Genomic DNA, 26022 nt, shown 5'->3' on the forward strand with positions numbered 1-26022 from the left:
GCGTGCACTTCCATGCTGCAGCGCAGCGACATATCCAGTTGACACTGTCGCCAAGCCTTGGTAGTGAATTTTCCGGCAGGAGTGAATATTTATTCTATTTGGTTGCAGGTTTTGGCCGGCAGCACTCGCGAGGAGGAATGATGGTGGCGCTCGACATCAACGGACAGGCCCGGCCGTCCGGCACGTGGCGGAAGAAACTCAGCGGTGCGACAGGACCTCTCGTCGGGCTTCTCGCGCTCTGCATCTTCCTCGGCTTCAGCACGGACGCCTTCTTCTCGCTGCGCAACGGCCTGAATATCCTCGACCAGATCACCGTCATCGGCATCATGGCCGTCGGCATGACCTTCGTCATCCTCATCGGCGGCATCGATCTCTCGGTCGGCTCGGTTCTGGCGCTGTCCATGATGGTCATGGGCTGGATGGCCAACATCGCGGGCCTTCCCTTGAGCCTTGCCATCGCCGTTGCCCTGGTCGCCTCTGCCGTCAGCGGGCTCATCGTCGGGCTTCTGGTCACCGTCTTTCGGGTCCCCGCGTTCATCGCCACACTCGCGATGATGTCGGCCGCCCGTGGTGTCGCCAACATGATCACCGATGGTCAGCAGATCGTCGGCTTTCCCGACTGGTTCATGATGCTCGCGATCGACCGTCATTTCGGCGTTCTCACGGCCACCGTGTTCCTTATGCTCTTCGTGGTGCTGATCGCCTGGCTGTTCCTGCACTACCGGGCGGAAGGCCGTATGCTCTATGCCGTGGGTGGCAATCCGGAAGTCGCTCGTCTCGCCGGCATCAACGTGCAGCTGGTCACAATCGCGGTCTATGTCGTCAGCGCCGTCCTTGCTGGGCTTGCCGGCATCGTTCTCGCCGCCCGCCTCGACTCGGTCCAGCCCTCCAGCGGCTTCGGTTACGAACTTGATACGATCGCCGCGGTCGTCATCGGCGGCACATCCCTTTCGGGCGGCGCAGGGGGCATCGGCGGCACGCTGATCGGCGTCCTCATCATCGGCGTCCTGCGCAACGGTCTCAACCTGCTCAACGTCTCGCCCTTCCTGCAACAGGTCATCATCGGCGTCGTCATCGTGCTTGCGGTGGGTGCCGAAACCATGCGCCGGCGACGCGCCTGATCTGCTCGGGCGGGGAGAAGGCGACAGAAATTCCCCTCCGAGAGGTTTGGAGCGGAGCATATGCCCCAGGGGTGGAGGATACCCCGGGTTCAATCAAAACGGAGGAACGACCCATGACATTCGCACGCACCCTTCTGACATCGGCGGCCATTCTGGGCCTGACGCTCGGCTCCGCTCATGCCGCCGAAGTCAAGAAAATCGGCCTTGCCGTCGCCAACCTGCAGGCGAACTTCTTCAACCAGATCAAGCAGTCCGTCGAAGCCGAAGCCAAGAAGCGCGGCATCGAGGTCGTGACCGTCGATGCCAAGGGCGATGGCCCGACCCAGATCAACCAGATCCAGGACCTTCTGACGCAGAACATAGATGCGCTGATCTACATTCCCGCCGGTGCGGCTGCCGCGACGGTTCCCGTCAAGCTCGCCAAGGCTGCAGGCGTGCCGGTCATCAACGTCGACCGCAATGCCGACGGCGCGCCGGGCGACACTTTCCTCGCGACGGACTCCGTTTCTTCAGCCAAGGGTGTCTGCGAGTACATCCTGAAGGAAGCCGGCGGCAAGGGCGACATGGTCATCATTCATGGCCAGAAGGGCACCACGCCGGAAGTCGATCGTTCCAAGGGCTGCGCGGAAGCGCTGAAGGCCTACCCGGACGTCAAGATCGTTGCAGAGCAGTATTCCAACATGTGGGCCCAGGACGAGGGCTTCCAGATCATGCAGAATATGCTTCAGGCCAATCCGAACGTTTCGATCGTCTTTGCGCAGGCAGACGGCCTTGCCCTTGGCGCGGCGCAGGCGATCAAGGTCGCCAACCCCTCGCAGAAGGTCGTGGTCGGCGGTTTCGACGGTGACACGGCAGCGCTCGAAGCGCTCGGCAAGGGCGTCTTCAACGTTACGGCGACGCAGCAGACCCAGAAGATGGGCCGCGACGCCGTCGAGAACGCCGTGAAGCTCGTTGCCGGCGAGAAAGTGCCGCCGGTACAGCTGCTCGACGCGACGCTGACCACCAAGGAAAACGTCGCCGAGTTCATCGCCAACCATCCCTGATGATGTCGAGACGGTAGGAGTAAGCGCGCCATGACCCAGCCGGTTCTGTCACTGAGAGGCATCTCAAAGAGCTACGGACCGCTCCAGGTTCTCAAATCCGTGAGCCTGGACGTTCATCCGGGGGAAGTCGTGGCACTTCTCGGCGAGAACGGAGCCGGAAAATCGACGCTGTCGGGCATTATCGCCGGATCGCGGGCGCCGTCCGAGGGAACGATGACGTGGCTGGGGCAGCCTTATGCCCCGGCCACGCCACGCGAGGCGATCGACAAGGGCGTCGTCCTCATCCACCAGGAGCTCAAACTCCTGCCGCAGCTCTCCATCGCGGAAAACGTCTTCATCGGGCGCTGGCCGACCCGCAATGGCGTCGTCGATCGGGCGCAGATGGAGCGCCGCGCGCAGGAGCAGCTTTCGCGCCTCAACCTGCATATCCCGGCCACCCGCAAAGTGGCCGGACTTTCCACCGCCAACCAGCAGCTGATCGAGATTGCCAAGGCGCTTGCGCTGGATGCGAAGCTTCTCATTCTCGACGAGCCGACGGCAGCTCTCGGCGGTGCCGAAACAGAGGCGCTGTTCGAGCAGGTCCGCAAGCTGCGCGCCGAGGGCGTCGGCATCATCTACATTTCCCACCGCATGGAAGAGATCAAGAAGATCACCGACCGCATCGTCGTCCTGCGCGACGGCGAGCGGGTGCAGGAATTTGCCGACAGTGCGACGCCGGTTCGCACGGTGGTGGAAAGCATGGTCGGACGCTCGCTCGACCGCCTGTTCCCGCCCGTGCCGACGCCGACGGATCGTCCCGTGCTGCAGGTGTCGAACCTCACCTCGGCCGTCAACGCCTTCCGCGATGTCAGCTTCGAGGTGCGCGCCGGGGAAATTCTCGGCATCGCCGGCCTTGTCGGTGCCGGCCGAACGGAGCTCGTCCGGGCAATTGCCGGTGCCGATCCCGTCAGGGCCGGCACGATCCGGCTCGACGGGCAAGTGCTCAAGCTGCGCGACCCGGCCGATGCGATCGCCAAAGGCATCGTCCTCGTGCCGGAGGATCGCAAGGATCAGGGTCTGGTCGTTGCTCACAAGATCAGCGAAAACCTGATCTACGCCAATCTCGACAAGCTCGGCGGCCGGTGGATCACTGCGGGTGTGAAGAAGGCTTTCGCCGAGAAGGCCATCGCGAAATTCAACGTCAAAGGTCGCGCCGAGCAGCATGCGTCCGATCTGTCGGGCGGCAACCAGCAGAAGATCGTCATTGCCAAATGGCTGATGCGCGACCCCAAGGTGGTGGTTCTCGACGAGCCGACACGCGGCATCGATGTGGGCGCGCGCGCCGGCATCTACGACATCATCGTCAACCTCGCCCGCCAGGGCGTCGCGGTCATTGTGGTCAGCTCGGACCTCGAGGAGGTGCTCGGCGTCTCCAACCGCATTCTCGTTCTCGCCCAGGGCAACCAGGCCGGCATTCTCAACCGCGAACAGGCCAATGACGTCTCCGTCATGGAACTCGCAACGATCTGATGAACCATAGAAAGGAAGAGCGGTGTCCGACATCACTCTGAACGCCCCCAAGCTGTTCGATCTCACCGGCCAAGTCGCCCTCGTCACGGGTGCGGGAAGCGGCATCGGCCAGCGCATCGCCATCGGCCTTGCCCAGTGCGGCGCGGATGTCGCGCTGCTCGACCGGCGCACGGACGACGGCCTCGCCATGACGGCGCATCACATCAAGGCGGCAGGTCGCCGCTCGATTGAAATCGCCGCCGACGTCACCAGCAAGACCTCGCTCGCCGACGCCGTGGCCCGTACGGAAGCCGAGCTCGGCAACCTGTCGCTGGCCGTGAATGCGGCCGGAATCGCCAATGCGAACCCGGCCGAGGACATGGACGAGGACCAGTACCAGACCCTGATGGACATCAACCTGAAGGGCGTCTTTCTCTCCTCTCAGGCAGAAGCGCGCGCGATGCTGAAGCACGGCCGCGGCGCCATCGTCAACATCGCCTCGATGTCCGGCGTCATCGTCAATCGCGGCCTCAGCCAGGCACACTACAATGCGTCGAAGGCCGGCGTCATTCACATGTCGAAGTCCATGGCCATGGAGTGGGTCGATCGCGGCATCCGCGTCAATACGATCTCGCCGGGCTACACCGCGACCCCAATGAACACGCGGCCGGAAATGGTGCACCAGACGAAGCTGTTCGAAGAGCAGACGCCGATGCAGCGCATGGCCAAGGTGGATGAAATGGTCGGGCCCGCCGTCTTTCTCCTGTCGGACGCGGCAAGTTTCGTCACGGGCGTCGATCTGCTCGTCGATGGCGGCTTCTGCTGCTGGTAGTCGCAGCGCGACAGGCCAGGCGATAACAACTGCGGTCTCGGCACCTCCCTGAAGAGACCGCAGGCGGATCGTGCGTCAAACGACGTTGCCGCACGATCCGCTGCCTTTGACGAGCGGCCTGCGGACTGACGGGGGAGGAGAAACGCGCGCACCAATCGCGCGCACCGAAGGAGGAGGATCCTATGAAGCGTTTCGACAACAAGACGGTGGTCATAACCGGCGCCAGCCGTGGCATCGGTGCGGCAATTGCCGCCCGCTTCGCCCGCGAGGGCGCCAGCCTCGTTGTTTCGGCGAATGAAGACCGCGTTCACGGCGTCGCCGAGGAGATCGCCAAGGCCGGCGGCAAGGCGATCTCCTTCGTCGGCGACGTCACCAGCAAGGCAAGCGTTATCGCCCTTTACGATGCGGCCGAAGCAGTGTTCGGTTCGGTCGACGTGTCCATACAGAATGCCGGCGTCATCACCATCGCGCGTGTCGAGGACCTGCCGGAGGATGACTGGGACAAGGTGATGGCGGTGAACACCAAGGGTGTGTTCCTCTGCGCCCAGGAAGCCATCGCCCGCATGCGCCGGCACGGACGCGGCGGCCGCATCATCAACACGGCCTCCGGGCAGGCACGCGACGGCTTTATCTACACCCCCCACTATGCGGCTTCGAAGATGGGTGTCGTCGGCATCACCCAGAGCCTTGCCAAGGAGGTTGCGACCGACGGCATCACCGTCAACGCCTTCTGCCCCGGCATCATCGAGACCGATATGTGGGCCTATAATGACGAGGCCTGGGGCAAACTGCTCGGCACCTACGCACCCGGCGAACTGATGAAGGAGTGGGTCGAGGGCATTCCCATGAAGCGCGCCGGCTCCGGTGAAGACGTTGCCGGTCTCGTGACTTTCCTTGCCAGCGACGACGCTGCCTACATCACAGGGCAGACGATCAATGTCGACGGCGGTCTCATCATGTCCTAGCTCGCGGAGCAGCTTGGAAAGTTTCCGTAGGTCCGTCAGATTATCGACGGCAGATGCAGGGGTACTCGCAAACGTCGAGACGCTGTTACACGGCTCACCTCCCGCCGCCGACCCTCGCGGCGCGAGGAAGGAGTGAGGGCCTTTGGCCCTCAGTTTACATCTGGTCGAAGTCGGCGCCGCGGGCGGCCTCGAGGTCTGCCAGCATCGCCTGATGGCGTGGGTCGATGCCGGCCTGACCCGGACGCGCTCCGAAACCCTTGGCAACGGCGGCTTGTTCTTCGATTTCGAGCTGCGCGAAGGTGCGGACCATGCGATTGCGCGCACGCGAAGCTGCCAGCTGGCTGGTGGCGGTCGAGTAGTCTCCGCCCTGCCGGACGCGAATGGCGGCCCTGCGGACGCTGACGGAGAGCGGCGTGGAAACGGTCGTCGAGGTGTCCTCTCGATGCCCGACGAACCGTGGACCCGGCGCATTGTTCCTGCACGTACGCTCCCGTACGTTTTCGGCACCTCCCGCGAAACACTCCAGCGCCTTGAGCAGCGTCCGGCATCGTACCCATGGGGAACCGGCCTTGCCGAGTGCGGTTCGGGCGCGGAGAATGGAAGACAGGATCATGGAGAACGAGGTCATCGAGGCGTCCTTCGACATACGCTGGCACGAGCCGGCCTGGGTGAAGGGCGGCTACGGCATTGCCGATCCGGTCAGGGGGCCGCGCCAGGCCCTGATCTATCTGGATGCACGCGAAGCGGCGAGAAGCGCCTTCATACGCGCAGCGCGAGAGGCGCGGATGCTCGCCTCGTGATAACTGAAGGGTGAAGAAGGGGGACACGATGCCCGGGGATATCAACCTGCAAAGTCTGATCTTCGGGCGGCTGACATGGGACGCGCTGCCGCTTCACGAGCCAATCCTGGTCGTGACCTTCTTGGTCGTGGTGCTCGGCGGGCTTGGGCTCCTTGGCCTCATCACCTGGTTCAAGCTCTGGGGCTATCTTTTCAGGGAGTGGTTCACGAGCGTCGATCACAAGAAGATCGGCATCATGTACGTGATCTTCGCCGTGGTCATGATGCTGCGCGGCGTGGCGGATGCGGTGATGATGCGCACCCAGCAGGCCATCGCCGTCGGCAGCAACGAAGGCTTCCTTCCGCAGCATCATTACGACCAGGTGTTCACGGCACATGGCGTCATCATGATCTTCTTCATGGCCATGCCCTTCGTCACCGGGGTCATGAACTTCGTCGTGCCGCTTCAGATCGGCGCGCGCGACGTCTCCTTCCCCTTCCTCAACAATCTGTCCTTCTGGATGAGCGTTGCCGGGGCGATCATCATCATGATCTCGCTGTTCATCGGCGAGTTCGCGCGCACTGGATGGCTGGCCTATCCGCCTCTGTCGGGACCCGACTACAGTCCCGGCGTCGGCGTCGATTATTACATCTGGGGCCTGCAGGTGGCCGGCGTCGGCACGACGCTGTCCGGGATCAACCTCATCGCCACCATCGTCAAGATGCGGGCGCCCGGCATGACCATGATGAAGATGCCGATCTTCACCTGGACCTCGCTCTGCACCAACGTGCTGATCGTCGCCTCCTTCCCGATCCTGACCGCGACGCTCGCGCTGCTGTCGCTCGACCGCTATGTGGGCACGCACTTCTTCACGAACGATCTCGGCGGCAACCCGATGATGTATGTGAACCTCATCTGGATCTGGGGCCACCCGGAAGTCTACATTCTCGTGCTGCCGGCCTTTGGTATCTTTTCGGAGGTGGTCGCCACATTCTGCGGCAAGCGCCTCTTTGGTTATGCCTCGATGGTCTATGCGACGGTCGTCATCACCATTCTTTCCTACCTCGTCTGGCTCCACCACTTCTTCACCATGGGCTCCGGCGCCAGCGTCAACGCCTTCTTCGGCATCACGACCATGATCATCTCGATCCCGACGGGCGCCAAGATCTTCAACTGGCTGTTCACGATGTATCGCGGCCGCATCCGCTTCGAGCTGCCCATGTACTGGACGGTCGGCTTCATGGTGACCTTCGTCATCGGCGGCATGACGGGCGTTCTGCTCGCCGTACCCCCGGCCGACTTCGTGCTGCACAACTCGCTGTTTCTCGTCGCGCATTTTCACAATGTCATCGTCGGCGGCGTCGTATTCGGCCTGATGGCCGGCATTATCTACTGGTTTCCGAAAGCCTTCGGTTTCAGGCTCGAGCGGTTCTGGGGGCTCATTTCGTTCTGGTGCGCGCTGATCGGCTTCTGGGTCACCTTCACGCCGCTCTACGCCATGGGCCTCATGGGCGTCACACGCAGGCTCAACCGGCTTGAGGATCCATCGCTTCAGTTCTGGACCATCATGGCTGCGGTCGGCGTGGCAATCAGCGCTGCGGGTATCGCCGCCACCATCATCCAGCTGGTCGTGAGTTTCCTGAGGCGCGAGCAACTGCGCGACGTCACGGGCGATCCCTGGAACGGCCGCACGCTGGAATGGTCGACGTCATCCCCGCCGCCGGACTACAACTACGCCTTCACGCCGATCTCTCATGACCGGGACGCCTGGTACGACATGAAACGGCGCGGCTATGATTTGCCCTCAAGTGGTTTCCGTCCGATCCACATGCCGAAGAACACGGCAACCGGCCTTGTGGTCGGAGCGCTCACCGTACCTCTCGCCTTCGGCCTCGTCTGGTACATCTGGTGGATGGCGATCGCGAGCGCATTGGCAATTCTGGTTGTCGCGATCGCGCATACCTTCAACTACGACCGCGAGTTTTTCATTCCGGCCGAACGTGTCGAGAAGACGGAGCGGTGGCATCTCGATGGACTGCGGGATGCGGAAACCCGTGGCCCCGCCGCCTGAGATGTAGCGTCGAACAGCACGATGGTTTCCTCCGTATGAAGCTGCCGTGTTCGGCCTCAGGGTGATCGCGGCACCGTCGGCTGATCACCCTGAAATGTAACGCTCCGATGATGCCGAAGCTGTTCCGGAAGAAGCGGAGACAGCGCATCGACTGTCGAGACCATTCCCACAGCTTTGCCTTCCACGTCCGCTATGTCGATAGCCTCCAGAACGATCTTCTGCGATGCCTTCAGGTGATCGCCGGCAATCTCGCAGAGCGCGGCTCTGGCTGCGGCATAAGCTTCCTCAAGAGATCTGAATTCCTGGCCTTCCTCGTCGGGAATGCATTCGTCGGGTCGTTGAAGGTGTAGATAGTACCTCGGCACGCGGGTTCCTCTTGAGTTCTTTGCGAAAACCTGACCGAACAATGATTGTTTCGGAAAGTTTCCGTCTGCTTTTGACCAAGGTTATTTCGGAACATGGGCGATCCGCGAACGGTTCGGTCTACAGGGTTCACAAGATCATTCTTGTGAGAGCATGTTCAGGTCAGCCATTAACATCATGGAACAACAGACTTCATATCCGGAACGGAACCTGCTTCTCCAGGCGCTGCCACCGCACGAGCGGGAGAAGATTGCGCCACATCTCGAGTTTCTCACGCTTGAACGGAACGACGTCTGCATCGAATCCGGGCGACCGATCACCTTTGTCTACTTTCTGGATGGCGGCCTGGGCTCCACCGTCATGCCTGATAACGATCAGGGCGTTGCGGAACTGGGAGCTCAGGGCTACGAGGGGCTTGTCGGCGTTCCCGCAATCCTCGGGGCAACCGATACGCCGCACCGGACATTCATGCAGGTCGGGGGCCCGGCTCGACGGATTCCGGTCGATGAACTCCGGACGCTCATGGACGAGAGACCTGCCCTGAGACATCTACTCCTGCGCTACGCGCAGGTCTTTCTCATCCAGATCAGCCAGACCGCCTATGCGAACGCTCGCTTTAAAGTGGATGAGCGGCTTGCCCGCTGGATTCTCATGTCTGCCGACCGTCTTGGTTCACCGGCCTCGCTGACACACGACTTCCTCTCTGTCATGCTGGGCGTTCGGCGCCCGAGCGTGACGGACGCAATCCATGTGCTTGAAGGGGAGGGACTCATCCGCGCAAACCGGGGTGTCATCGAAATCCGGGACCGCCAGCGGCTGGAGATGCGGACCGCTGGCTGTTACGGCGTTCCGGAACGCGAGTACGAACGGCTCATCGGTCCTTGGCGCTCACTAGCCATCCTCGGGTGAGGCGATGCCGCCCTTGAAATCCATGTCCGCCTGCAAAGCGCGCATCAGGCGCTCGACCTCACGCGCCAGGAATTCCCTTTCTTCCGGCGCCTTGAGGTCTGCGGCGAACTCGACGTCAAGATAACCCTCAGACAGGTCCTTGCGCCGGCTTTCCAGAAACGCTTCAAGCTCCTTGGGCTTGATCATCAGCACGAGTTCGAGGGCTGCATCCACCGCGCGCTCCAACGCGACAATCCTTGCCCGAAGGAGAAGGATCTCGCTCCTTTCCGGCGTGAGCTGGTCGTTCATCCATATCTCCTTTCCGATATCGAACACCGCAACCGTCGAGGACAGCCGCCGGTTCCAGCCGTGCGACCTAAGCCTGTTGCTCCCGGCCTTTGGTCCCATCCTGTACGGCAATCGAGCAGGCCGGATGGTGTTGGCAAATAGCGCATGGAGAGTGAGAGATCGCGTGAGACGGCCGGCTCTGAATTCTCTCGAAAGCCTTGTGGAAACGCCCATCGCCAAACGCACACATCATACCGCTTTTCTGTCATGTCGGTGAAGATGGCGGAGCGCGCCAGGCCCGTCCGGCGGTAAAAGACGCGACGGCAATACCCACGACATAACACAGGATGTTCCATAGCGAGAAGACGCGGCCGAGGAACAAGCCGCCGGCCGTCGTGGCGCGAAATGCGTCCAGCGCCGGGAAATGAACAAGCCGCACGAGTTCGACGGCGATAGCGACAAGAATAGCGGCGTGGATCTCGTAGTCCCACCAGCGGGACGGAAAAACAGCAGCCAGCAGGAGGTAAACCATCGCGCCCCAGAGCACGGATCCGCCATATTTGACAGCCACGAACGGCAGCGCCACGTCGTAGCCGAATGCCCGCAGGCATAGGCCGAGGAGAATGACAGCAGCTGCAGCCGCCAGAAAACGGATGCGGGTGAAACAAGTCGTGGATCGGGGAGGCAGGCCCATGGCGTTCCTTCGGTTCCCGTGTGAAAGGTGACGTATGCAGGTTGGGGCGGGAATGGGCACAGAAACACGTTTGGCCGCAAGCCGCCTTTCCGTTCTGGATCATCTGCTGTGCGATACCCATCCCTGGGGCGAACTCAGGGGCATCCGGCGTTTCGCCGTCGAATTTCTGTATTTCGGTATCAAGGAGGCACGCGCCTGCTTGTTTGCCGGACTGTTTTTCATCTCGATCTTCGTCATGCCGCATGGCGGACTTTTCGGCATTCCGCGTTATGACGCGTTGCTGGTCATCGCACTTGGTATCCAGATCTTCATGATCTGGAGCAGGCTGGAGACGGTGGACGAAGCCAAGGCCATCTTGCTGTTTCACATCGTCGGCTTTGCACTGGAAGTCTTCAAGACCTCCAGTGCGATCCAGTCCTGGTCCTACCCGGATTTCGCCTACACCAAAGTGCTTGGCGTCCCTCTTTTTTCCGGCTTCATGTATGCCGCCGTGGGCAGTTACATCATCCAGGCATGGCGCCTTCTGGATGTGCGTATTCGCCACCATCCCGCCCACTGGATGGCCACCCTGATCGGACTGGCCATCTATGCCAATTTCTTCACCCACCATTTCATCGGAGACTACCGCTGGTACATCGCTGCCTGCGCCATCGGCCTCTATTCGCGCGCCACCGTAATTTTCCGACCCTATGATCGGGACCGGAAAATGCCGCTGCTTCTCGCCTTCATCCTGATTGGCTTTTTCGTGTGGCTCGCCGAAAACATCTCGACCTTCTTCGGCATCTGGAAATATCCGGATCAGATCGGTGCCTGGTCCGTCGTCCACATCGGCAAGTGGAGTTCATGGTCGCTGCTGGTCATCATGACGTTCACGATCGTCGCGCACCTGAAGCACATCAAGAGCCGTATCCACGTTCCGGACTGACACGCTCCCCTGTCATTCCACCTTGGCAGCTGCCTCAAACGCTTCCCGCGCCTGATGAACCTGCGCGAGGTTCTCCTCGGCCCAGATCCACACGCCGCAAAAAGCCGCACCAAGGCTCCGGCCAAGCTCTGTCAGCCGATACTCCACCTTTGGCGGAACGACCGGGTGGATGGTGCGCTTGATCAGACCGTCGCGCTCCATCTGCCGAAGCGACTGCGTCAGCATCTTCTGGCTGATGGTGCCGATCTCTCGGCTGAGCTGCGTGAACCGGAGCTCGCCTTTTTCCTCCAGCGTTTCCAGGATCAGCATCGTCCACTTGTCCGCCACACGCCCGATCAACTGATGCACGAGAGCCTCGACTTGCGGGTCCACAGTCTCGGGGACCTCTCGCTCCATCGCCTTTGCACGTTGGCTCTGCATCCGACACTCTCCTTTCGGTGCGTATAAATCTTTCCGGTGCCTTCTGTTGAAACGAAAGTAACAGCGTTAGGTCTGACGGACAATCAACGTGAACCCACTCAACGTCGCGAGGCAGCACATGAAAACCAGCGGAAACACCATTCTCATCACCGGAGGTGCTTCGGGCATCGGGCGCGAACTGGCAGAGCGCTTCCACGCCCAGGGCAACACGGTCATCATCGCCGGCCGCCGTCAGGAGCGACTGGACGAGGTTGCCGCAGGCCATGACGGCATGGTCGGCTATGCCCTGGATATCGCCAGCCCCGAGAGCATTGCGGCCTTTGCGGCGAACGTCATCCGCAACCACCCGGACCTGAACGTCCTCATCAACAATGCCGGCGTGATGATGTTCGAGGACCTGACCCGATCACATGATCTGACGGACGCGGAAGCGACGATCGCGACGAACCTTCTGGGGCCGATCCGGCTGACGAATGCGCTGATAGACCACCTCACGACGAAGCCGGATGCCGCCATCGTCAACGTCTCCTCGGGTCTTGCCTTCGTTCCGCTCGTCTCGACGCCCACCTATTCTGCCACCAAGGCGGCGATCCACTCCTACACCGTCAGCCTGCGCGACGCGCTGAGGGGTAAGGTCGAGGTTATCGAGCTGGCACCGCCGGCCGTGCAGACGGAACTGACGCCGGGCCAATCCACGCGTTCCGGCTACATGCCATTGAGTGACTTCATGGATGAAGTCATGTCACTCTTTTCGCAGCAACCGACACCTTCGGAAATTCTCGTCAAGAACGTCGGCTTCCTGCGCTTCGCAGAGGCGGAGAATCGGTTCGAGGAGACGCTGACCGCCGTGAACGACTTTGCGCGCAGGGCCCGTGACGGCGGGCATTAACAAGGCGGGCTATGTCTCGAAAGGCTAACTCGCCGCCTCGCTTCTGCGAGCGGCGGGTGGGCCACGCTCCGTCCCCACGATGAAAAAGGAGGGTAGCTGACATTCTGTTCTCTCTGGACAGGGGCAGCGCCACGTCCGGGAACCAACCACCTTCGGGCTGATTGTGAAGCCGTGAACGTCTCGTTCGCGTTCGTCGGATCATCCAGCGTTAAGGCCCTGAAGCAAGGGCCGGGGAGTGTGTGTTGCGCGTTATAGATTATACAGAAACGGCCATTCCCAGCTCATCCGACCGCTCATCCTCCCTGCAAAGGCAGCCCGCCGGTCTCATCGCCGTCAAACTGATGGAGAAGGTGCAATCCTCACGGAAGCCGCTTGCTTATATTGCACGCAGCGAGACTGCCGCAACGAGCATCACCAATGCCCTCCTGAGCCTCAATCCCGACTTCGACGTCGTTTTTCTTCCGCCTTGGGATTGCCTTCCCTATGATCGCATTTCCCCCTCCCGCCAATGCATGGGGCGGCGGATGGATGCCTTGCGCGTCTGGTGTCAATCATCCCGTCCGGCGCTGTTCATCACATCGCTCGACGCAGCCCTGCAAAAGATCCCGCCACTCGATATCGTCAAGCGCAGCTTTTTCGAGCTCCAGACGAGCACGCATTTCGATGAGACCGCGTTCCGGGCATTCATAGAGATGACCGGCTATATCGAAGACGGGTTGGTCGATGAGCCGGGCGAGGTGGCGTTTCGGGCCGATGTGATCGACATCTTTCCGGCCGGACAGCTGCTGCCCATGCGGATTCATCTGGATGCTGATCAGCGCATTGCCGCGTTGCGAACCTATGATCCGATGACGCAGCGCACCGTCGTGACGCGCGACAGCATGGTCTTCGGTCCAGCGAGTGAAGCGATACCCTCGGGAGAAGTGACAGGCATCGACGGCACATCCTCCTTCGGGGTAACGGAACGGGGCCTCTTTCAGCTCTATAGTGAGATGCACACCATTTTCGATATCCTCGATGGCGTGCCGGTCGTCATGGCGCCCGATATCGATGCGCGGCTCGATCGCTATCTGGACATTATTCGCGATGCACAACAGGCAGAGCAGGATCTGCGGGGAAACCGCCGCTCGGCTGAAACATCTCTCTATCTTGAGCGGGATGAATGGATCGGCATCGTCCAGAGCCTGCCGTCTGCAGACCTCCCCATATCAGTACAGGATGCGTTGCCGGACTTCCTCTCGGAACCTTACCCTCGAAATGCCTTTCTGACCTTCATCGAAGAGAAAGACGCTGCGAGCACTGTCGTCCTCGCAGGCCAGGGCAAGCCCTTCGAACGTCTTTGCCGTCGCGTCGAGCGTGCGCTGGATCTGGACATCATCGCCGTCACGCGCTGGAGCGAAGTCCTTGCGGCTGGGGCAGGTCGTCTCCTCAGGCTTGACGCACCGCTTGAGGGAGGGTTCGTCGATTCCTCGGCACACCGCATCGTCATCGCTGCAACCGACGTGTTCGGTCATTCCGTCGATCCAGCGTCAATGCGGGGCCTGGAAGAACCGGACCTGACGCTCGGCGATGTCGTGGTCCACGAAGATCATGGCGTCGGCATTCTTGAGAAACTGGAGACCGTGGAGGTCGATGGGGAACAGCGCGATGCGGCCCGATTGGTTTATCGCGATGGCGCTTCGCTCCTCGTGCCGATGGAGGAATTCGGCAAGTTATGGCGCTATGGCTCGACACCGGAAGCTGTGTCGCTCGACCGGCTGCACACCGATGCCTGGGCAAAGAGGCGCGCCATGATCGCGCGGAATGTGCGAACGGCAGCAAAACATCTGAAGGAGCGTGCCCGCGAGCAACAGGTAAAAACCGGCGCGATCCTCGTGCCGCCCCGCGCCGCTTACGGAAAGATTTGCGCGCGCTTCCCCTACACCCTTACCAGCGACCAGACAGCTGCAATCGACGCGGTTCTGGGCGATCTTGCTTCGGGATCGGTCATGAACAGGCTGATCTGTGGCGACGTCGGATTCGGTAAAACGGAGATCGCGTTGCGCGCTGCCGCTGCTGCGGCCCTTTCGGGCCGGCAGGTGGTGCTGGTCGCGCCGACCACCGTGCTGACCCGCCAGCACTTCGGCGCATTCGAGCGGCGTTTCGCCGGAACAGGTCTCAAGGTCGCTATGCTATCTCGCGTCGTTTTGGAGAAAGAGGCCAAGGCTGTGAAGGCCGGTCTTGCCAGCGGCGAGATCGACATCGTCGTAGCGACCCACGCGGTGCTTGCCAAGGATATCGCGTTTGCAAATCTGGGGCTGCTGATTGTCGATGAGGAACACCGTTTCGGCACGCGCGATAAACAGGCATTGAAGTCGCTGGCACCCCTGCTTCATACACTGACGATGTCTGCAACGCCGATCCCGCGGACCTTGCAGGCCGCTCTTGTCGGGCTTCAGGATGTGAGCCTTCTGACGACGCCTCCCATGCGCAGGCGCCCGGTCAGGACGGTGCTGAGCCCGGCGGACCGCGCGACCATGCGCGTTGCGCTGATGCGCGAGCATCGTCGCGGCGGGCAGAGCTTTGTCGTTGCGCCTCAGATCGACGACCTAGAAGGCCTGCAGGCAATGCTTTCCGACATCGTGCCCGAGCTTGGCATTCGCGTTGCGCATGGCAAGCTGCCTGCTGCCGAAATGGACGACATCATGGTTGGCTTTGCGGAAGGCGATGGCGATGTGCTTCTTTCGACCAACATCATCGAAAGTGGTTTGGACGTTCCCCGAGCCAACACGATCTTCATCTGGCGGGCCGATCGGTTCGGTCTGGCTCAGCTGCATCAGTTGCGCGGCAGGGTCGGCCGGGGGAAAATCCAGGGAACAGCCTATCTTCTGACGGAGCCGGACGCCGAAATGGCAGACGAGACGCGACGTCGGCTCGCGACGCTGGTCGAGAACGACCGGCTCGGTTCCGGTCTCGCGATAAGCTTTGGTGACCTCGACCAGCGTGGCGGCGGCGATATCGCGGGCGACGATCAGGCGGGACACATGCGCGCCATTGGCGTCAGCCTCTATCAGATGCTTCTGGAGCGGGCACTCGGCGGCAGCAGTACCAAGGCGCACCACGACATCGTGCTCAATCTTGGCCTGTCGGGCTCTGTCCCCGACACATCCGTTCCGGATGCCACCGTCCGCCTCAACCTGCATGCCAAGCTCGCGCGCGCCCGCACGATGGCCGATATCAACGATTTCGCCGAGGAATACGAAGATCGTTTTGGCGATATACCGGACGAAGTCTCGCTACTCCTGAGGCTCGCGAAGCTGAAGCGGAAGGCAGCCCGCATCGGTGCGTCAAAAATCGATGCCGGCCCCCGCGCCATTGCGATCAGCCTCAGAAAGCCACCGTCGGCGAAGCTCGTTGCGGCACTTTCCAAGCACCACAAGCCGACACTGCGCGACGACCGGCTTATCTACGAATACGCGACGGAATCCCCCATGGAGAGGCTGAAGGTCTGCGAGCTGCTGCTTGGAAAAGTCATGGCCGTTCGGTCGCGGCGGCAGAGTATGGCGTCAACCCGGGAGAGTTGACGAGGCATGGTAGAGCGCTCGCCAACACCGCGTCGAGCACGCGATCTCACTCGCGTTTCGATAGAGGCACAAGAGGTTTAGTTGAAATCCCCGATCTTTCCGGCGCTGAAGACGACGTCCGGCACGCCTTCTTCCCCGACAACGGGGTCGCCCTCACGCTTCCACACGACGACACCAGCGTGGTGACGTGCGAGATCCTTGGCATCGGTGACAGCGGTGCCTTCGTCGGCCGCCACCTTCGGCGGGAACGCCTGGACAGGGTGACCGTGGTCATCCAGGTCGAATGCGACGAGATAGACGGTGGTGAATGTGCCCGGCATGAAAGGTCTCTCCGTGAGCGCGGCAAACGAGATCACCATCGCAAAGGTTCCCTCGGCGTTTTTTGCCCACACCCTTTCCGGGAGCCGACGACGACCCATGACAGCAAGGTTCTGCTTCCGCCTCAATGATTGTGCCGCGGCAATGTCCGGGCGATCTGGCGGAAGTCGGCGGCGTTCTCGATGACAGCGCCATCCGAAAGCTGGGTGACGGTCTGGCGGTAGATGCGCTGCCATGGTGTTGCGTCGGGCGGAACGGGCGGCAGGCCTTCGGTCTTGCGGTGCTCGATCTCGTCATCGGGCAACAGCATATTGCAAAGCCCTTCGTTGAAATCGATGCGGATCCTGTCGCCGCTGCGCAGCCAGGCAAGGCCTCCACCGGCAGCGCTTTCCGGAGAGGCATTGAGAATAGAGGGACTGTCGGCCGTGCCGGACTGCCGGCCGTCGCCGATCGTCGGCAGGCTGGTGATGCCGCGCTTCAGCAGGTGATCCGGTGGCTGCATATTCACCACTTCGGCCGATCCGGGCCAGCCCAGAGGGCCTGCGCCACGTATCACGAGAATGGTATTCTCGTCGATTGCGAGATCGGGATCGTTGATCCGCCTGTGATAGTCCTCGGATCCGTCGAAAACGACCGCCTTCCCCTCGAACACGCCCTCGCGGCCGGGCTCCGACAGATAGCGCTCCCTGAACCCTTGCGAGATCACGCTGGTCTTCATGATCGCGAAGTCGAACAGGTTTCCCTTGAGCACGAGGAAGCCTGCTTTCTCCTTCATCGGCTGCTGGAAGGGATAGATCACGTCGCGATCGGTGGTTTCCCGCCCAGCCACATTCTCCGCCATAGACTTGCCCGTGACCGTTCGACAGTTGCCGTCGAGCTTTCCGGCTTGTAACAGCTCCCACATGATCGCCGGCGTGCCGCCTGCGCGATGGTAGCGCTCTCCGAGATATGCACCGGCCGGCTGGACATTGGCGAGCAGCGGAATATCGAAGCCGTGGACCTGCCAGTCGTCGGGCGCAAGGTCGACGCCCGCATGTTTCGCCATGGCAGCAAGATGCGGTTGGGCATTCGTAGAGCCGCCGATGGCGGAATTGACGCGAATGGCGTTGAGGAAGGCGGCACGCGTCAGGATGTCGGACGGTTTGATGTCCTCGAAAACAAGCTCCACGGCGCGCTTTCCGGTGCGATAGGCCATCTGGCCGCGCTCGCGGTAGGCGGCAGGAATTGCGCCGCATCCGGTGAGCGACATTCCGAGCGCCTCCGCCAGAGCGTTCATGGTCGAGGCCGTGCCCATGGTGTTGCAGTGCCCGACGGATGGCGCGGAATCGAGCGCGGCCTGCAGGAATTCCTCGCGATCGATCTCACCGGCTGCAAGCTTGCGGCGCATCCGCCAGATCACGGTGCCGGACCCGACGAGATCTCCCTCGTGCCAGCCATCCAGCATCGGTCCACCCGACAGCACGATGGCGGGGATATCGACGGTCGATGCAGCCATCAGCGCGGATGGCGTGGTCTTGTCGCAGCCCGTCGTTAGCACCACGCCATCGAGCGGATAGCCGTAGAGGATTTCCACGAGGCCGAGATAGGCGAGATTGCGGTCGAGTGCTGCCGTCGGGCGCTTGCAGTTCTCGAAGATGGGGTGGGTGGGAAACTCGATCGGAATGCCGCCCGCATCCCGGATACCGTCGCGCACGCGCTTGACGAGCTCGACGTGCACACGGTTGCACGGTGTCAGATCGCTGCCACTCTGCGCAATGCCGATGATGGGCTTGCCCGCTCGCAGTTCTTCCGGCGTCACGCCGTAGTTCATGAAGCGCTCCAGATAAAGCGCCGTCATGTCGATGTGATCGGGATTGTCGAACCAGTCCTGCGAGCGCAGGCGGCGGGTCGGTTTCTGATCGTTGCTCATGGTGTGCCCTAACGACGAGGATTGAGGTGTTCGAGGTGTTGAAGCAGCCCGCTATGGTCCTGTTCTGCTCCACCATTCCGGACGAAGTCTGCAAACGCCTGCCGGACCTGTTCGGTCAGCGGAAGCGACAGCGAAAGGGATGCAGCCATCGCCATGACCGCTTCGAGATCTTTCAACTGGTTGCGGGACGTTCCCCCCGGCACGAAGTTGCGGTCAACCATTCGCGCGCCATGCAGGTCCAGAATGCGGCTTTCCGCAAATCCGCCACGTATGGCGTCGCGAAAGGCCTGTCTTGAAGCGCCGCCTGCCTCCACCAGGACCATAGCCTCAGCAAGCGCACCGATGGTGACGGCCACGATCTGCTGGTTTGCGAGCTTGCAGACCTGTCCTGCACCGCTGGGGCCGACATGGGTTATGCGGCCAAGGACGCCGAGGATATCGCTTGCGGCGGCAAGAACGTCTGCGTCGCCGCCTGCCATGATGGCCAGCGTGCCGGCCTCGGCACCGACGACGCCGCCCGATACGGGCGCATCGAGGTGACCAATCCCTTTGAGACCAAGCAGTCGCGCATGTTCACGGGCTATCTGCGGCGCAATGGAGCTCGTGTCGATGAGGATGGCACTCTCCTGCATGGCGTCGATGCACCCCTGTCGGAACAGGACGTCCGCCACGGCGTCGCCATTGCTGAGCATGGTGAAGACGACATCGGCTCCACGCACGGCATCGGTCACGGATGCTGCAACCACGGCGCCATCCGCTTCCAGCGGGCGAGCCTTGGCGAGATCCCTGTTCCAGACGGTCACAGGATGGCCCGCGTGCACCAGCCGCCGGGCCATAGGCGCACCCATGAGGCCGGTGCCGATAAAGGCGATGGAGCGGGGCCGGGTCACCGTCCGCCTCCAAGTTCGTCTTCGATGTGGACGCGGATGATCTCGTCGAACGAAGTCTCTGCGGTGAAGCCGAGGCCGGTGGCGCGCGTCGCGTCAAAACCTGGCGCCCAACCTGCGACCATGTTCATGATGTTTTCGTCAGGCACGCGACGGATCAGGGCTACGGCCTTTTCTCCCGCGATCCGGCGCAAGGCCTCGATCTGTTCGCCAACAGTCGCGCTTAAACCGGGCATGGACAGGTTACGGCGAGGTCCGACACGGTCGAGATCGATGGTTGCGCCGTGAAGGAGAAACCCGACTGCGGAGCGGGGCGAGGTATGCCAATGCCTGACATCTTCGGAAACGGGGAGAACCGCCTCTTTGCCGACGAGCGGTTCGCGCAGAATATTGGAGAAGAAGCCGGATGCCGCCTTGTTGGGCTTGCCGGGCCTGATGCAGACGGTGGGAAGACGGATGCCGATGCCGTCGAAAAAGCCACGACGGCTGTAGTCGGAGAGAAGCAGCTCGCAGATAGCCTTCTGCGTACCGTAACTCGTCAGCGGCGTGGTGTGATACTCGTCGCCGATCGGGAAAGGCAGGGGCGCGCCGAAGACGGCAATGGACGAGGTGAAGACAAGTCGGGGCTTGTATCCATCCTCCCCATTCGCCAGCCGGATCGCATCGAACAGATACCGCGTCCCGTCGAGGTTGATGCGGTAGCCTTTTTCGAAGTCGAGTTCCGCTTCGCCAGACACGATGGCCGCGAGATGGAAGATGACGTCCGGACGCGAGGCGATCAGGGTCTCGGCTGTTCCCGGTAAGGAGAGATCGGCTTCGAGCGCCGTTACGGTGCCGGTGAAAGCAGCCGGCGCCTTCGGGTTGAAGACGTCGACGAGCGTCAGCTTCTCCACAGCCTTACCACCGAGGCCGCCATCGGCCACGATGCGGGACAGAAGCTTTTGGCCGACCATGCCGGCGGCACCGATGACCATGATGTGCATAAGGTCTCCTCCCTCTCCCTGACCCGACGACTGCCTCCGCGCCGCACTGCCCGGGTTTTATCTTGTAAGGTTGTCTGATAACCCTATAAGTCGCTGTTGAAAAGAACAATCCAATGCTTTCGCAAGCCACATTGCCAAAAACGCTGCGAGAATTGCCTGACCGGAGACCATGGAGATGTTGACGGAGAACACGAAAAGCCGTGACGAGGGGTCGTCATTGACGGAGAGATTGATCGCGGCGTTGGGGCAGGACGCCGTGCTGATCGATCCCGATGACGTCGCTCGCTATTGCCGGGATTGGCACGGCGATGTCACGACGGGCGCAATAGCCGTCCTCAGGCCGCGTTCCACTGCAGAGGTGGCGAAGGCGGTGAAAGCTTGCTCGAAGTTCGGGCTCGGTATCGTGCCACAGGGGGGGAATACCGGCCTTGTCCTCGGCGGGATTCCTGATGCGCCGGAGCATCAGGTGGTCCTCAGCCTTGAGCGCATGAGCGCCATTCGAACCATCGATCCCGACGATTTTTCCGCCGTCGTCGAGGCAGGCTGCATTCTCTCGACCTTCAAGGACGCCGTCGCCGAAAAGGGCATGTTCTTCCCGCTGGCGCTCGGTGCGCAAGGTACCTGCCGCATCGGGGGCAACGTGTCCACCAATGCCGGTGGCATCAATGTGCTGCGCTACGGCATGACGCGCGAACTGGTGCTGGGTCTGGAGGTCGTGCTGCCGGACGGCACGATTTTCGATGGCCTTTCGACCTTGCGGAAGGACAATCGCGGTATCGACCTCAAGCAGATCTTCATCGGCGCGGAAGGCACGCTCGGCATCATCACCGCCGTCTCGGTGAAGCTCACGCCCTACCCGGATCAGGTCGCGACAGCACTTCTGGCTCTCTCTTCACTCGATGATGCCATTCGGCTCTTCCGCCGGGCGCGGCGCGATTGTTGCGACCTGATGTCGGCCTTCGAGTTCATGCCGCCGCTCGCCTTCACGCTGGCACAAGAGGCGATGCCGGCTTTGCCGATTCCGATCGCCGGAGATTACCCGGCCTATGTGCTGATGGAGATCTCGGGCTCTGGTCTCGTCGATATCGAGAGCCTGATGGAGCGTTTCCTCGAAGGGGTCATGGAAGACGGCCTTGTCGTGGATGGCACCGTTGCCGCATCGCAGGCACAGGCGCGGAACCTTTGGCTGATCCGGGAGGGCATGAACGAGGGGCAGGCGAAACGCGGGGCGCATATGCGCACGGATATTTCCGTGTCCCTGTCGCAACTCCCGCAGTTCATCGCGGATGCCGAGAAGGCGGTGACGGACCGGTTCCCGGACTGTGTCTGCGTATCCTACGGGCATGTCGGCGACGGCAATGTCCATCTCAACGTCCTGCCGGCCGCAGGTCTTTCGGCTGGCGAAAGACAGGCCGTCATTTACGAGACGAAGACGATCGTGAACACGGTCGTGGATCGGTATCAGGGCAGCATAAGCGCCGAGCACGGCATCGGCCGGCTGAAGCGCGCCGATTTCGAGGAGCGCCTTCCCGGCGCACGGCGCAAGCTGCTGACAGCCCTGAAGCAAGCCATAGACCCCGAGATGATCATGAACCCGGGGTGCCAATTGAACTTTAGCGTAAACAGGTAGAAACCAGCGCCAGGCAACAGGGGGACAGCATCTTGGTCACGGCAGGTTTCAACCAGATCACGCGGAACGAGCATTTGCCGGCACGGATCGCCGTGCAGATCGGTCGCGAGATCAGCGAAGGGCGCATTGCGCCCGGAGGGCGGCTGCCGGCGGAGCATGTGCTTGCCAAAACCTTCGGCGTCAGCCGCTCGGTCGTGCGGGAAGCCATTGCGCAGTTGCGCAACGAGGGTCTCGTCGAAACGCGTCAGGGTGTCGGCGCCTTTGCCACGGAGATCGAGCGGCGCCAGTCGATCCGAATCGAACAGGACGATCTCTCGGATCGGGCGAGCTTTCGCAGCCTTTTCCAATTGCGGCGCCCGTTGGAAATCGAGGCGGCCGGGCTTGCCGCTCTGCATGCGACAACGGCGGATCTCGTGCGGCTCGACGAGGCGCTGGCCGATATGACGGGCGCGAAGAAGTGGACCGACGAGGGCATCGTCGCCGATCTCGTTTTCCACAGGGCGGTCGCCATGGCGACGCAGAACGAATATTTCCTGTTGTTCATCGGCTTCATCGCCGAGCGTATCAGCCTTGCCATCAATGCGGCGAGGGAAACGGCCCTTCTGGAGGAAATCGTGGAGGTGACCATTGCCGAACATGTCGCGATCCGCGACGCGATCGCCAGCCGCGATCCCCAGGCCGCGCGGGAGGCCATGGAACGCCATCTGGCCGGCGCGGCAAGCCGCCTCGATCTGACGCTGGAATCCTTCTAAGGCGGCAAGAATGGCGCCGAACACGCCATATATGCCGCTTTTCTGATGTTTTCGGCCTTTTTCAAAGCGGCTGGACAGGCTGGAAAACTCACACTAAAGCTTTGAACCATGCGTTGTCAGACATCCTGACAAGCGGAGAGGAACCGGCTGTGCCGGGCCGCTGCAGGAAGACATGGGAGGACGAACTTTGTCGTTGAGAACCGGACTGCGTCCAGATCACATCTTGCCCGGCGATGCCGATGCGGCGCTGCTTGTCGGCCGTGTCTGGGTGAACGCCGTTGCAGGCCCATGCCCATGCCTCCTGCGCGATGGCAGGCTGCTCGACCTCACACCGCTGTCGGCGACCATGTCGGAGCTGCTGGAGCACGAGGATCTGGTTGCCACGCTCGCGTCAGGTGAGCACTTCGCCGATCTCGGTCCACTGGAGGCTTTCCTCGACGGTTCGGCGGGCGAGCTGCTGGCGCCGGTGGACCTTCAGGCCGTCAAGGCCGCCGGCGTGACATTCGCCGACAGCATGCTGGAGCGCGTGATCGAGGAGCGGGCAAAGGGCGATGCACTCGCCGCCGAAGCGATCCGTGGACGGCTGGCACCTGTTCTCGGCGATAATCTGAAGGGCCTCGTCGCAGGCTCCGCCAAGGCTGCCGAGGTCAAGAAACTTTTGCAGGAGCTCGGCCTCTGGTCGCAATATCTCGAGGTCGGCATCGGCCCTGATGCGGAGATTTTCACCAAGGCCCAGCCAATGTCGTCCGTCGGCTGCGGCGCGCTGGTCGGCATTCACCCGAAGTCGGACTGGAACAACCCCGAGCCGGAGGTTGTCCTTGCAGTGACGTCGACCGGGAAAATCGTCGGCGCCACGCTGGGCAACGACGTCAATCTGCGAGACTTCGAGGGGCGGTCGGCGCTGCTGCTCAGCAAGGCGAAGGATAACAACGCGTCCTGTTCGCTCGGCCCGTTCATCCGCCTCTTCGACGCAGTCTTCACGCTGGAGGACGTCCGGCAGGCCGAGGTGTCGCTGACGGTCGAGGGCGCGGATGGCTTCACGATGACGGGCGCAAGCCGCATGGCGGCGATCAGCCGCTCGCCGGAGGATCTCGTCTCGCAGCTTCTCAACCGCAATCACCAGTACCCCGATGGCGCCGTTCTGTTTCTCGGCACGATGTTCGCGCCGGTCAAGGATCGCCGCGGGGCCGGTCTCGGATTTACCCATGAGGTCGGCGACCGGGTGGAGATCGCAAGCCCGCGACTGGGACGCCTGGTCAACTGGGTCGAGACCAGCGATGCCTGCCCCGAATGGAGGTTCGGGATTTCCGCGCTCATGAAGAACCTGGCGCAACGCGGACTTCTATAAGGCTTCTGGGAGGAAGACATGCAGAGAGCAATCGATCTCTTTTACAAGGCGCTGGAAGTCTTTCTCATCGTCATGCTGGCCGCCATGACGATCATGGTCTTCAGCAATGTCGTGCTGCGCTACGTTTTCAATTCCGGCCTGAACGTCTCGGAAGAGCTGTCGCGGTACTGCTTCGTCTGGGTGACGTTCGTGGGTGCCGTCGTTACCTTTCGGGAGAATTCCCATCTCGGCATCGAGACGCTGGTCATGTGGTTCGGCCGCCGGGGACGTATCTTCTGCATGATCCTGTCCAACCTGATCATCGCATTGTGCTCCGCGATCTTCTTCTGGGGCACGTGGAAGCAGTTCAACATCAACGCCACCATGCATGCGCCGGTGACGAAGCTGTCCATGATCTGGGTCTACGGCATCGGCCTCTTCACAGGCTCCTTCATGTGCATCATCGCGCTTGAGCGCGTGTTTCGCTATGCCACCGGCCGCGCGACGGAGGAGGAGGTCGCCACCTTTGCCGGCGAAAACCTCAGCGTCGAGCAACTGGCGGAGCGCGGCTGATGACACTTCTCGTTTTCATCGGCTCTCTCCTCGGCGCCATGGCGATCGGCGTTCCCGTCGCTTTCTCGCTGATGTTCTGCGGCGTCGTCCTCATGTGGTACATGAGCATGTTCAATACGCAGATCATCGCGCAGAACATGATCGCCGGCGCCGATACCTTCACGCTGCTGGCCATCCCCTTCTTCATTCTCGCCGGCGAACTCATGAACTCCGGCGGCCTTTCGCGCCGCATCATCGACTTTGCCATCGCCTGCGTCGGACACATCCGCGGCGGCCTCGGCTTCGTCACCGTGCTTGCGGCCATCATCATGGCCAGCGTCTCGGGCTCGGCGGCGGCCGACACCGCGGCGCTCGCCTCCATTCTGATCCCGATGATGGCAAAGGCCGGGTACGACATTCCGCGCTCGGGCGGCCTCATTGCTGCTGGCGGCATCATCGCGCCGGTCATTCCGCCATCCATGGCCTTCATCGTCTTCGGCGTGGCGGCAAACGTCTCCATTACTCAGCTGTTCATGGCGGGAATCGTTCCCGGTCTGTTGATGGGTATTGCCCTCTGCATCGCCTGGGCGATCACCGTACGCAACGATAACGTACAGCCGCTGCCGAAGCCTTCGAGCGCGGAGCGTCTGCGCGTCACCGGTCGGGCCCTCTGGGCGCTCGGCATGCCGGTCATCATTCTCGGCGGCATCAAGGCCGGTATCATGACGCCGACCGAGGCGGCCGTGGTCGCCGCGGCCTATGCGATGTTCGTCGGCATGGTCATCTATGGCGAGTTGAAACCCCGGGACCTGCCACAGGTTCTTCTGCGGGCCGCGAAAACGACGTCTGTCATCATGTTTCTGGTTGCGTCGGCGCTGGTGTCGGCCTGGCTGATCACGTCCGCGAACATTCCAGCCGAAGTGGCGGGCTATATCGAGCCGCTCATCGACCGCCCGCGCCTGCTCATGTTCGCGATCATGGTGCTGGTTCTGATCGTGGGCACCGCGCTGGACCTGACACCGACCATCCTCATCCTGACGCCGGTGCTGATGCCGATCATCAAGCAGGCGGGCATCGATCCAGCCTATTTCGGCGTGCTGTTCATCATGAACAATGCCATCGGCCTGATCACGCCGCCGGTCGGCGTCGTGCTCAACGTCGTTAGCGGCGTCGGGCGTATTCCGCTCGGCAAGGTCACCATCGGCGTGCTGCCCTTCCTGATCGCGGAAACCATCGTGCTGCTGCTTCTGGTGATATTCCCCGACATCGTCCTCGTGCCGATGCGGTTCCTGCACTGAGGGTGTCCTCACTCTTCGCGCTGCCTTTCACCGTTCC

At 61.9% G+C, this 26022-nt stretch carries 25 protein-coding genes; 16 read left to right on the forward strand and 9 right to left on the reverse strand.

Going from position 1 to position 26022, the window contains the following annotated elements; all coding sequences use genetic code 11:
- The first annotated feature begins 140 nt into the window (after positions 1-140).
- The 5 genes from BSG19_RS22610 to BSG19_RS22630 all read left to right on the forward strand — a co-directional run bounded on the left by BSG19_RS22610 (position 141) and on the right by BSG19_RS22630 (position 5449).
- Positions 141-1121 (forward strand): ABC transporter permease, encoded by a 981-nt coding sequence (locus tag BSG19_RS22610; RefSeq protein WP_092990275.1) that lies wholly within the window; start codon positions 141-143, stop codon positions 1119-1121.
- A gap of 113 nt (positions 1122-1234) precedes the next feature.
- Positions 1235-2164, forward strand: a complete 930-nt coding sequence (locus tag BSG19_RS22615; protein WP_092990276.1) for a sugar ABC transporter substrate-binding protein — start codon at positions 1235-1237, stop codon at positions 2162-2164.
- A gap of 30 nt (positions 2165-2194) precedes the next feature.
- The gene (locus BSG19_RS22620) at positions 2195-3673 is read left to right on the forward strand and encodes a sugar ABC transporter ATP-binding protein (RefSeq protein ID WP_092990277.1); all 1479 of its coding nucleotides are present in this window, start codon (positions 2195-2197) and stop codon (positions 3671-3673) included.
- A gap of 22 nt (positions 3674-3695) precedes the next feature.
- The gene (locus tag BSG19_RS22625) at positions 3696-4484 is read left to right on the forward strand and encodes an SDR family oxidoreductase (RefSeq protein ID WP_092990278.1); all 789 of its coding nucleotides are present in this window, start codon (positions 3696-3698) and stop codon (positions 4482-4484) included.
- 182 nt (positions 4485-4666) lie between these two features.
- Positions 4667-5449 (forward strand): SDR family oxidoreductase, encoded by a 783-nt coding sequence (locus BSG19_RS22630; RefSeq protein ID WP_092990279.1) that lies wholly within the window; start codon positions 4667-4669, stop codon positions 5447-5449.
- 154 nt (positions 5450-5603) lie between these two features.
- Here BSG19_RS22630 and BSG19_RS22635 read toward each other — a convergent pair whose 3' ends face one another.
- Entirely contained in the window at positions 5604-6077 is a 474-nt protein-coding gene (locus BSG19_RS22635; RefSeq protein ID WP_170866082.1) for a DUF4142 domain-containing protein, read from the reverse strand.
- On the opposite strand from BSG19_RS22635, the gene BSG19_RS25845 reads away from it, so the two are divergent.
- Entirely contained in the window at positions 6061-6249 is a 189-nt protein-coding gene (locus BSG19_RS25845) for a hypothetical protein (RefSeq protein WP_139274811.1), read from the forward strand. The two genes, BSG19_RS22635 and BSG19_RS25845, sit on opposite strands and share 17 nt — an antisense overlap.
- A gap of 28 nt (positions 6250-6277) precedes the next feature.
- Positions 6278-8299, forward strand: coding sequence for a cytochrome o ubiquinol oxidase subunit I (gene cyoB, locus BSG19_RS22640; protein WP_092990281.1), 2022 nt, complete (start codon positions 6278-6280; stop codon positions 8297-8299).
- Positions 8300-8355: 56 nt separating this feature from the next.
- On the opposite strand, the gene BSG19_RS25850 is transcribed toward cyoB, so the two are convergent.
- Positions 8356-8664, reverse strand: coding sequence for a DUF6894 family protein (locus tag BSG19_RS25850; protein WP_139274812.1), 309 nt, complete (start codon positions 8662-8664; stop codon positions 8356-8358).
- Between the two features lie 175 nt (positions 8665-8839).
- On the opposite strand from BSG19_RS25850, the gene BSG19_RS22650 reads away from it, so the two are divergent.
- Positions 8840-9571, forward strand: a complete 732-nt coding sequence (locus BSG19_RS22650) for a Crp/Fnr family transcriptional regulator (RefSeq protein WP_244529390.1) — start codon at positions 8840-8842, stop codon at positions 9569-9571.
- Here the strand turns inward: BSG19_RS22650 and BSG19_RS22655 are convergent.
- Positions 9554-9859 carry a hypothetical protein gene (locus tag BSG19_RS22655; RefSeq protein ID WP_092990284.1) on the reverse strand — a complete coding sequence of 102 codons (306 nt, stop codon included), beginning with the start codon at positions 9857-9859 and terminating at the stop codon, positions 9554-9556. The two genes, BSG19_RS22650 and BSG19_RS22655, sit on opposite strands and share 18 nt — an antisense overlap.
- Positions 9860-10103: 244 nt before the next feature.
- Positions 10104-10532, reverse strand: coding sequence for a ribosomal maturation YjgA family protein (locus BSG19_RS22660; RefSeq protein WP_092990285.1), 429 nt, complete (start codon positions 10530-10532; stop codon positions 10104-10106).
- 52 nt (positions 10533-10584) lie between these two features.
- Here BSG19_RS22660 and BSG19_RS22665 point away from each other — a divergent pair, with 52 nt between their 5' ends.
- Positions 10585-11457: a DUF817 domain-containing protein gene (locus tag BSG19_RS22665; RefSeq protein WP_092990286.1), complete on the forward strand. Its 873-nt coding sequence runs from the start codon at positions 10585-10587 to the stop codon at positions 11455-11457.
- Positions 11458-11469: 12 nt separating this feature from the next.
- Here the strand turns inward: BSG19_RS22665 and BSG19_RS22670 are convergent, their stop codons facing one another.
- Entirely contained in the window at positions 11470-11877 is a 408-nt protein-coding gene (locus BSG19_RS22670; RefSeq protein WP_092990287.1) for a winged helix-turn-helix transcriptional regulator, read from the reverse strand.
- Positions 11878-11995: 118 nt separating this feature from the next.
- Here BSG19_RS22670 and BSG19_RS22675 point away from each other — a divergent pair, with 118 nt between their 5' ends.
- A complete protein-coding gene (locus BSG19_RS22675; RefSeq protein ID WP_092990288.1) occupies positions 11996-12766 on the forward strand; it encodes an SDR family oxidoreductase in 771 nt (256 codons plus the stop codon).
- A 341-nt stretch (positions 12767-13107) separates the two neighbouring features.
- Complete coding sequence (locus BSG19_RS22680; protein WP_092990386.1) at positions 13108-16329, forward strand: DEAD/DEAH box helicase; 3222 nt, start codon at positions 13108-13110, stop codon at positions 16327-16329.
- 77 nt (positions 16330-16406) lie between these two features.
- Here the strand turns inward: BSG19_RS22680 and BSG19_RS22685 are convergent, their stop codons facing one another.
- The 4 genes from BSG19_RS22685 to denD form a co-directional block, all read right to left on the reverse strand.
- Complete coding sequence (locus tag BSG19_RS22685; protein ID WP_092990387.1) at positions 16407-16649, reverse strand: hypothetical protein; 243 nt, start codon at positions 16647-16649, stop codon at positions 16407-16409.
- Between the two features lie 122 nt (positions 16650-16771).
- Positions 16772-18556: an IlvD/Edd family dehydratase gene (locus tag BSG19_RS22690; protein WP_092990289.1), complete on the reverse strand. Its 1785-nt coding sequence runs from the start codon at positions 18554-18556 to the stop codon at positions 16772-16774.
- An 8-nt stretch (positions 18557-18564) separates the two neighbouring features.
- Entirely contained in the window at positions 18565-19446 is an 882-nt protein-coding gene (locus tag BSG19_RS22695; RefSeq protein ID WP_280142430.1) for an NAD(P)-dependent oxidoreductase, read from the reverse strand.
- Positions 19443-20426 carry a D-erythronate dehydrogenase gene (gene denD / locus BSG19_RS22700; protein WP_092990290.1) on the reverse strand — a complete coding sequence of 328 codons (984 nt, stop codon included), beginning with the start codon at positions 20424-20426 and terminating at the stop codon, positions 19443-19445. The genes BSG19_RS22695 and denD overlap by 4 nt, the downstream gene beginning before the upstream one ends.
- A gap of 175 nt (positions 20427-20601) precedes the next feature.
- Between denD and BSG19_RS22705 the strand changes: the two genes are divergently transcribed.
- From BSG19_RS22705 to BSG19_RS22725, 5 genes are all read left to right on the forward strand, one after another.
- Positions 20602-22056: an FAD-binding oxidoreductase gene (locus tag BSG19_RS22705; RefSeq protein WP_092990291.1), complete on the forward strand. Its 1455-nt coding sequence runs from the start codon at positions 20602-20604 to the stop codon at positions 22054-22056.
- A gap of 32 nt (positions 22057-22088) precedes the next feature.
- A complete protein-coding gene (locus BSG19_RS22710) occupies positions 22089-22808 on the forward strand; it encodes a FadR/GntR family transcriptional regulator (RefSeq protein WP_092990292.1) in 720 nt (239 codons plus the stop codon).
- Positions 22809-22995: 187 nt separating this feature from the next.
- Entirely contained in the window at positions 22996-24156 is a 1161-nt protein-coding gene (locus tag BSG19_RS22715; protein WP_244529391.1) for a fumarylacetoacetate hydrolase family protein, read from the forward strand.
- Between the two features lie 18 nt (positions 24157-24174).
- Positions 24175-24708 (forward strand): TRAP transporter small permease, encoded by a 534-nt coding sequence (locus BSG19_RS22720; protein ID WP_092990294.1) that lies wholly within the window; start codon positions 24175-24177, stop codon positions 24706-24708.
- Entirely contained in the window at positions 24708-25985 is a 1278-nt protein-coding gene (locus BSG19_RS22725) for a TRAP transporter large permease (protein WP_092990295.1), read from the forward strand. Before BSG19_RS22720 ends, BSG19_RS22725 begins: the two co-directional genes overlap by 1 nt.
- Positions 25986-26022 lie beyond the last annotated feature (37 nt).

It is taken from the genome of Rhizobium sp. NFR03 (genome assembly GCF_900111275.1).
Classification (GTDB): domain Bacteria; phylum Pseudomonadota; class Alphaproteobacteria; order Rhizobiales; family Rhizobiaceae; genus Ferranicluibacter.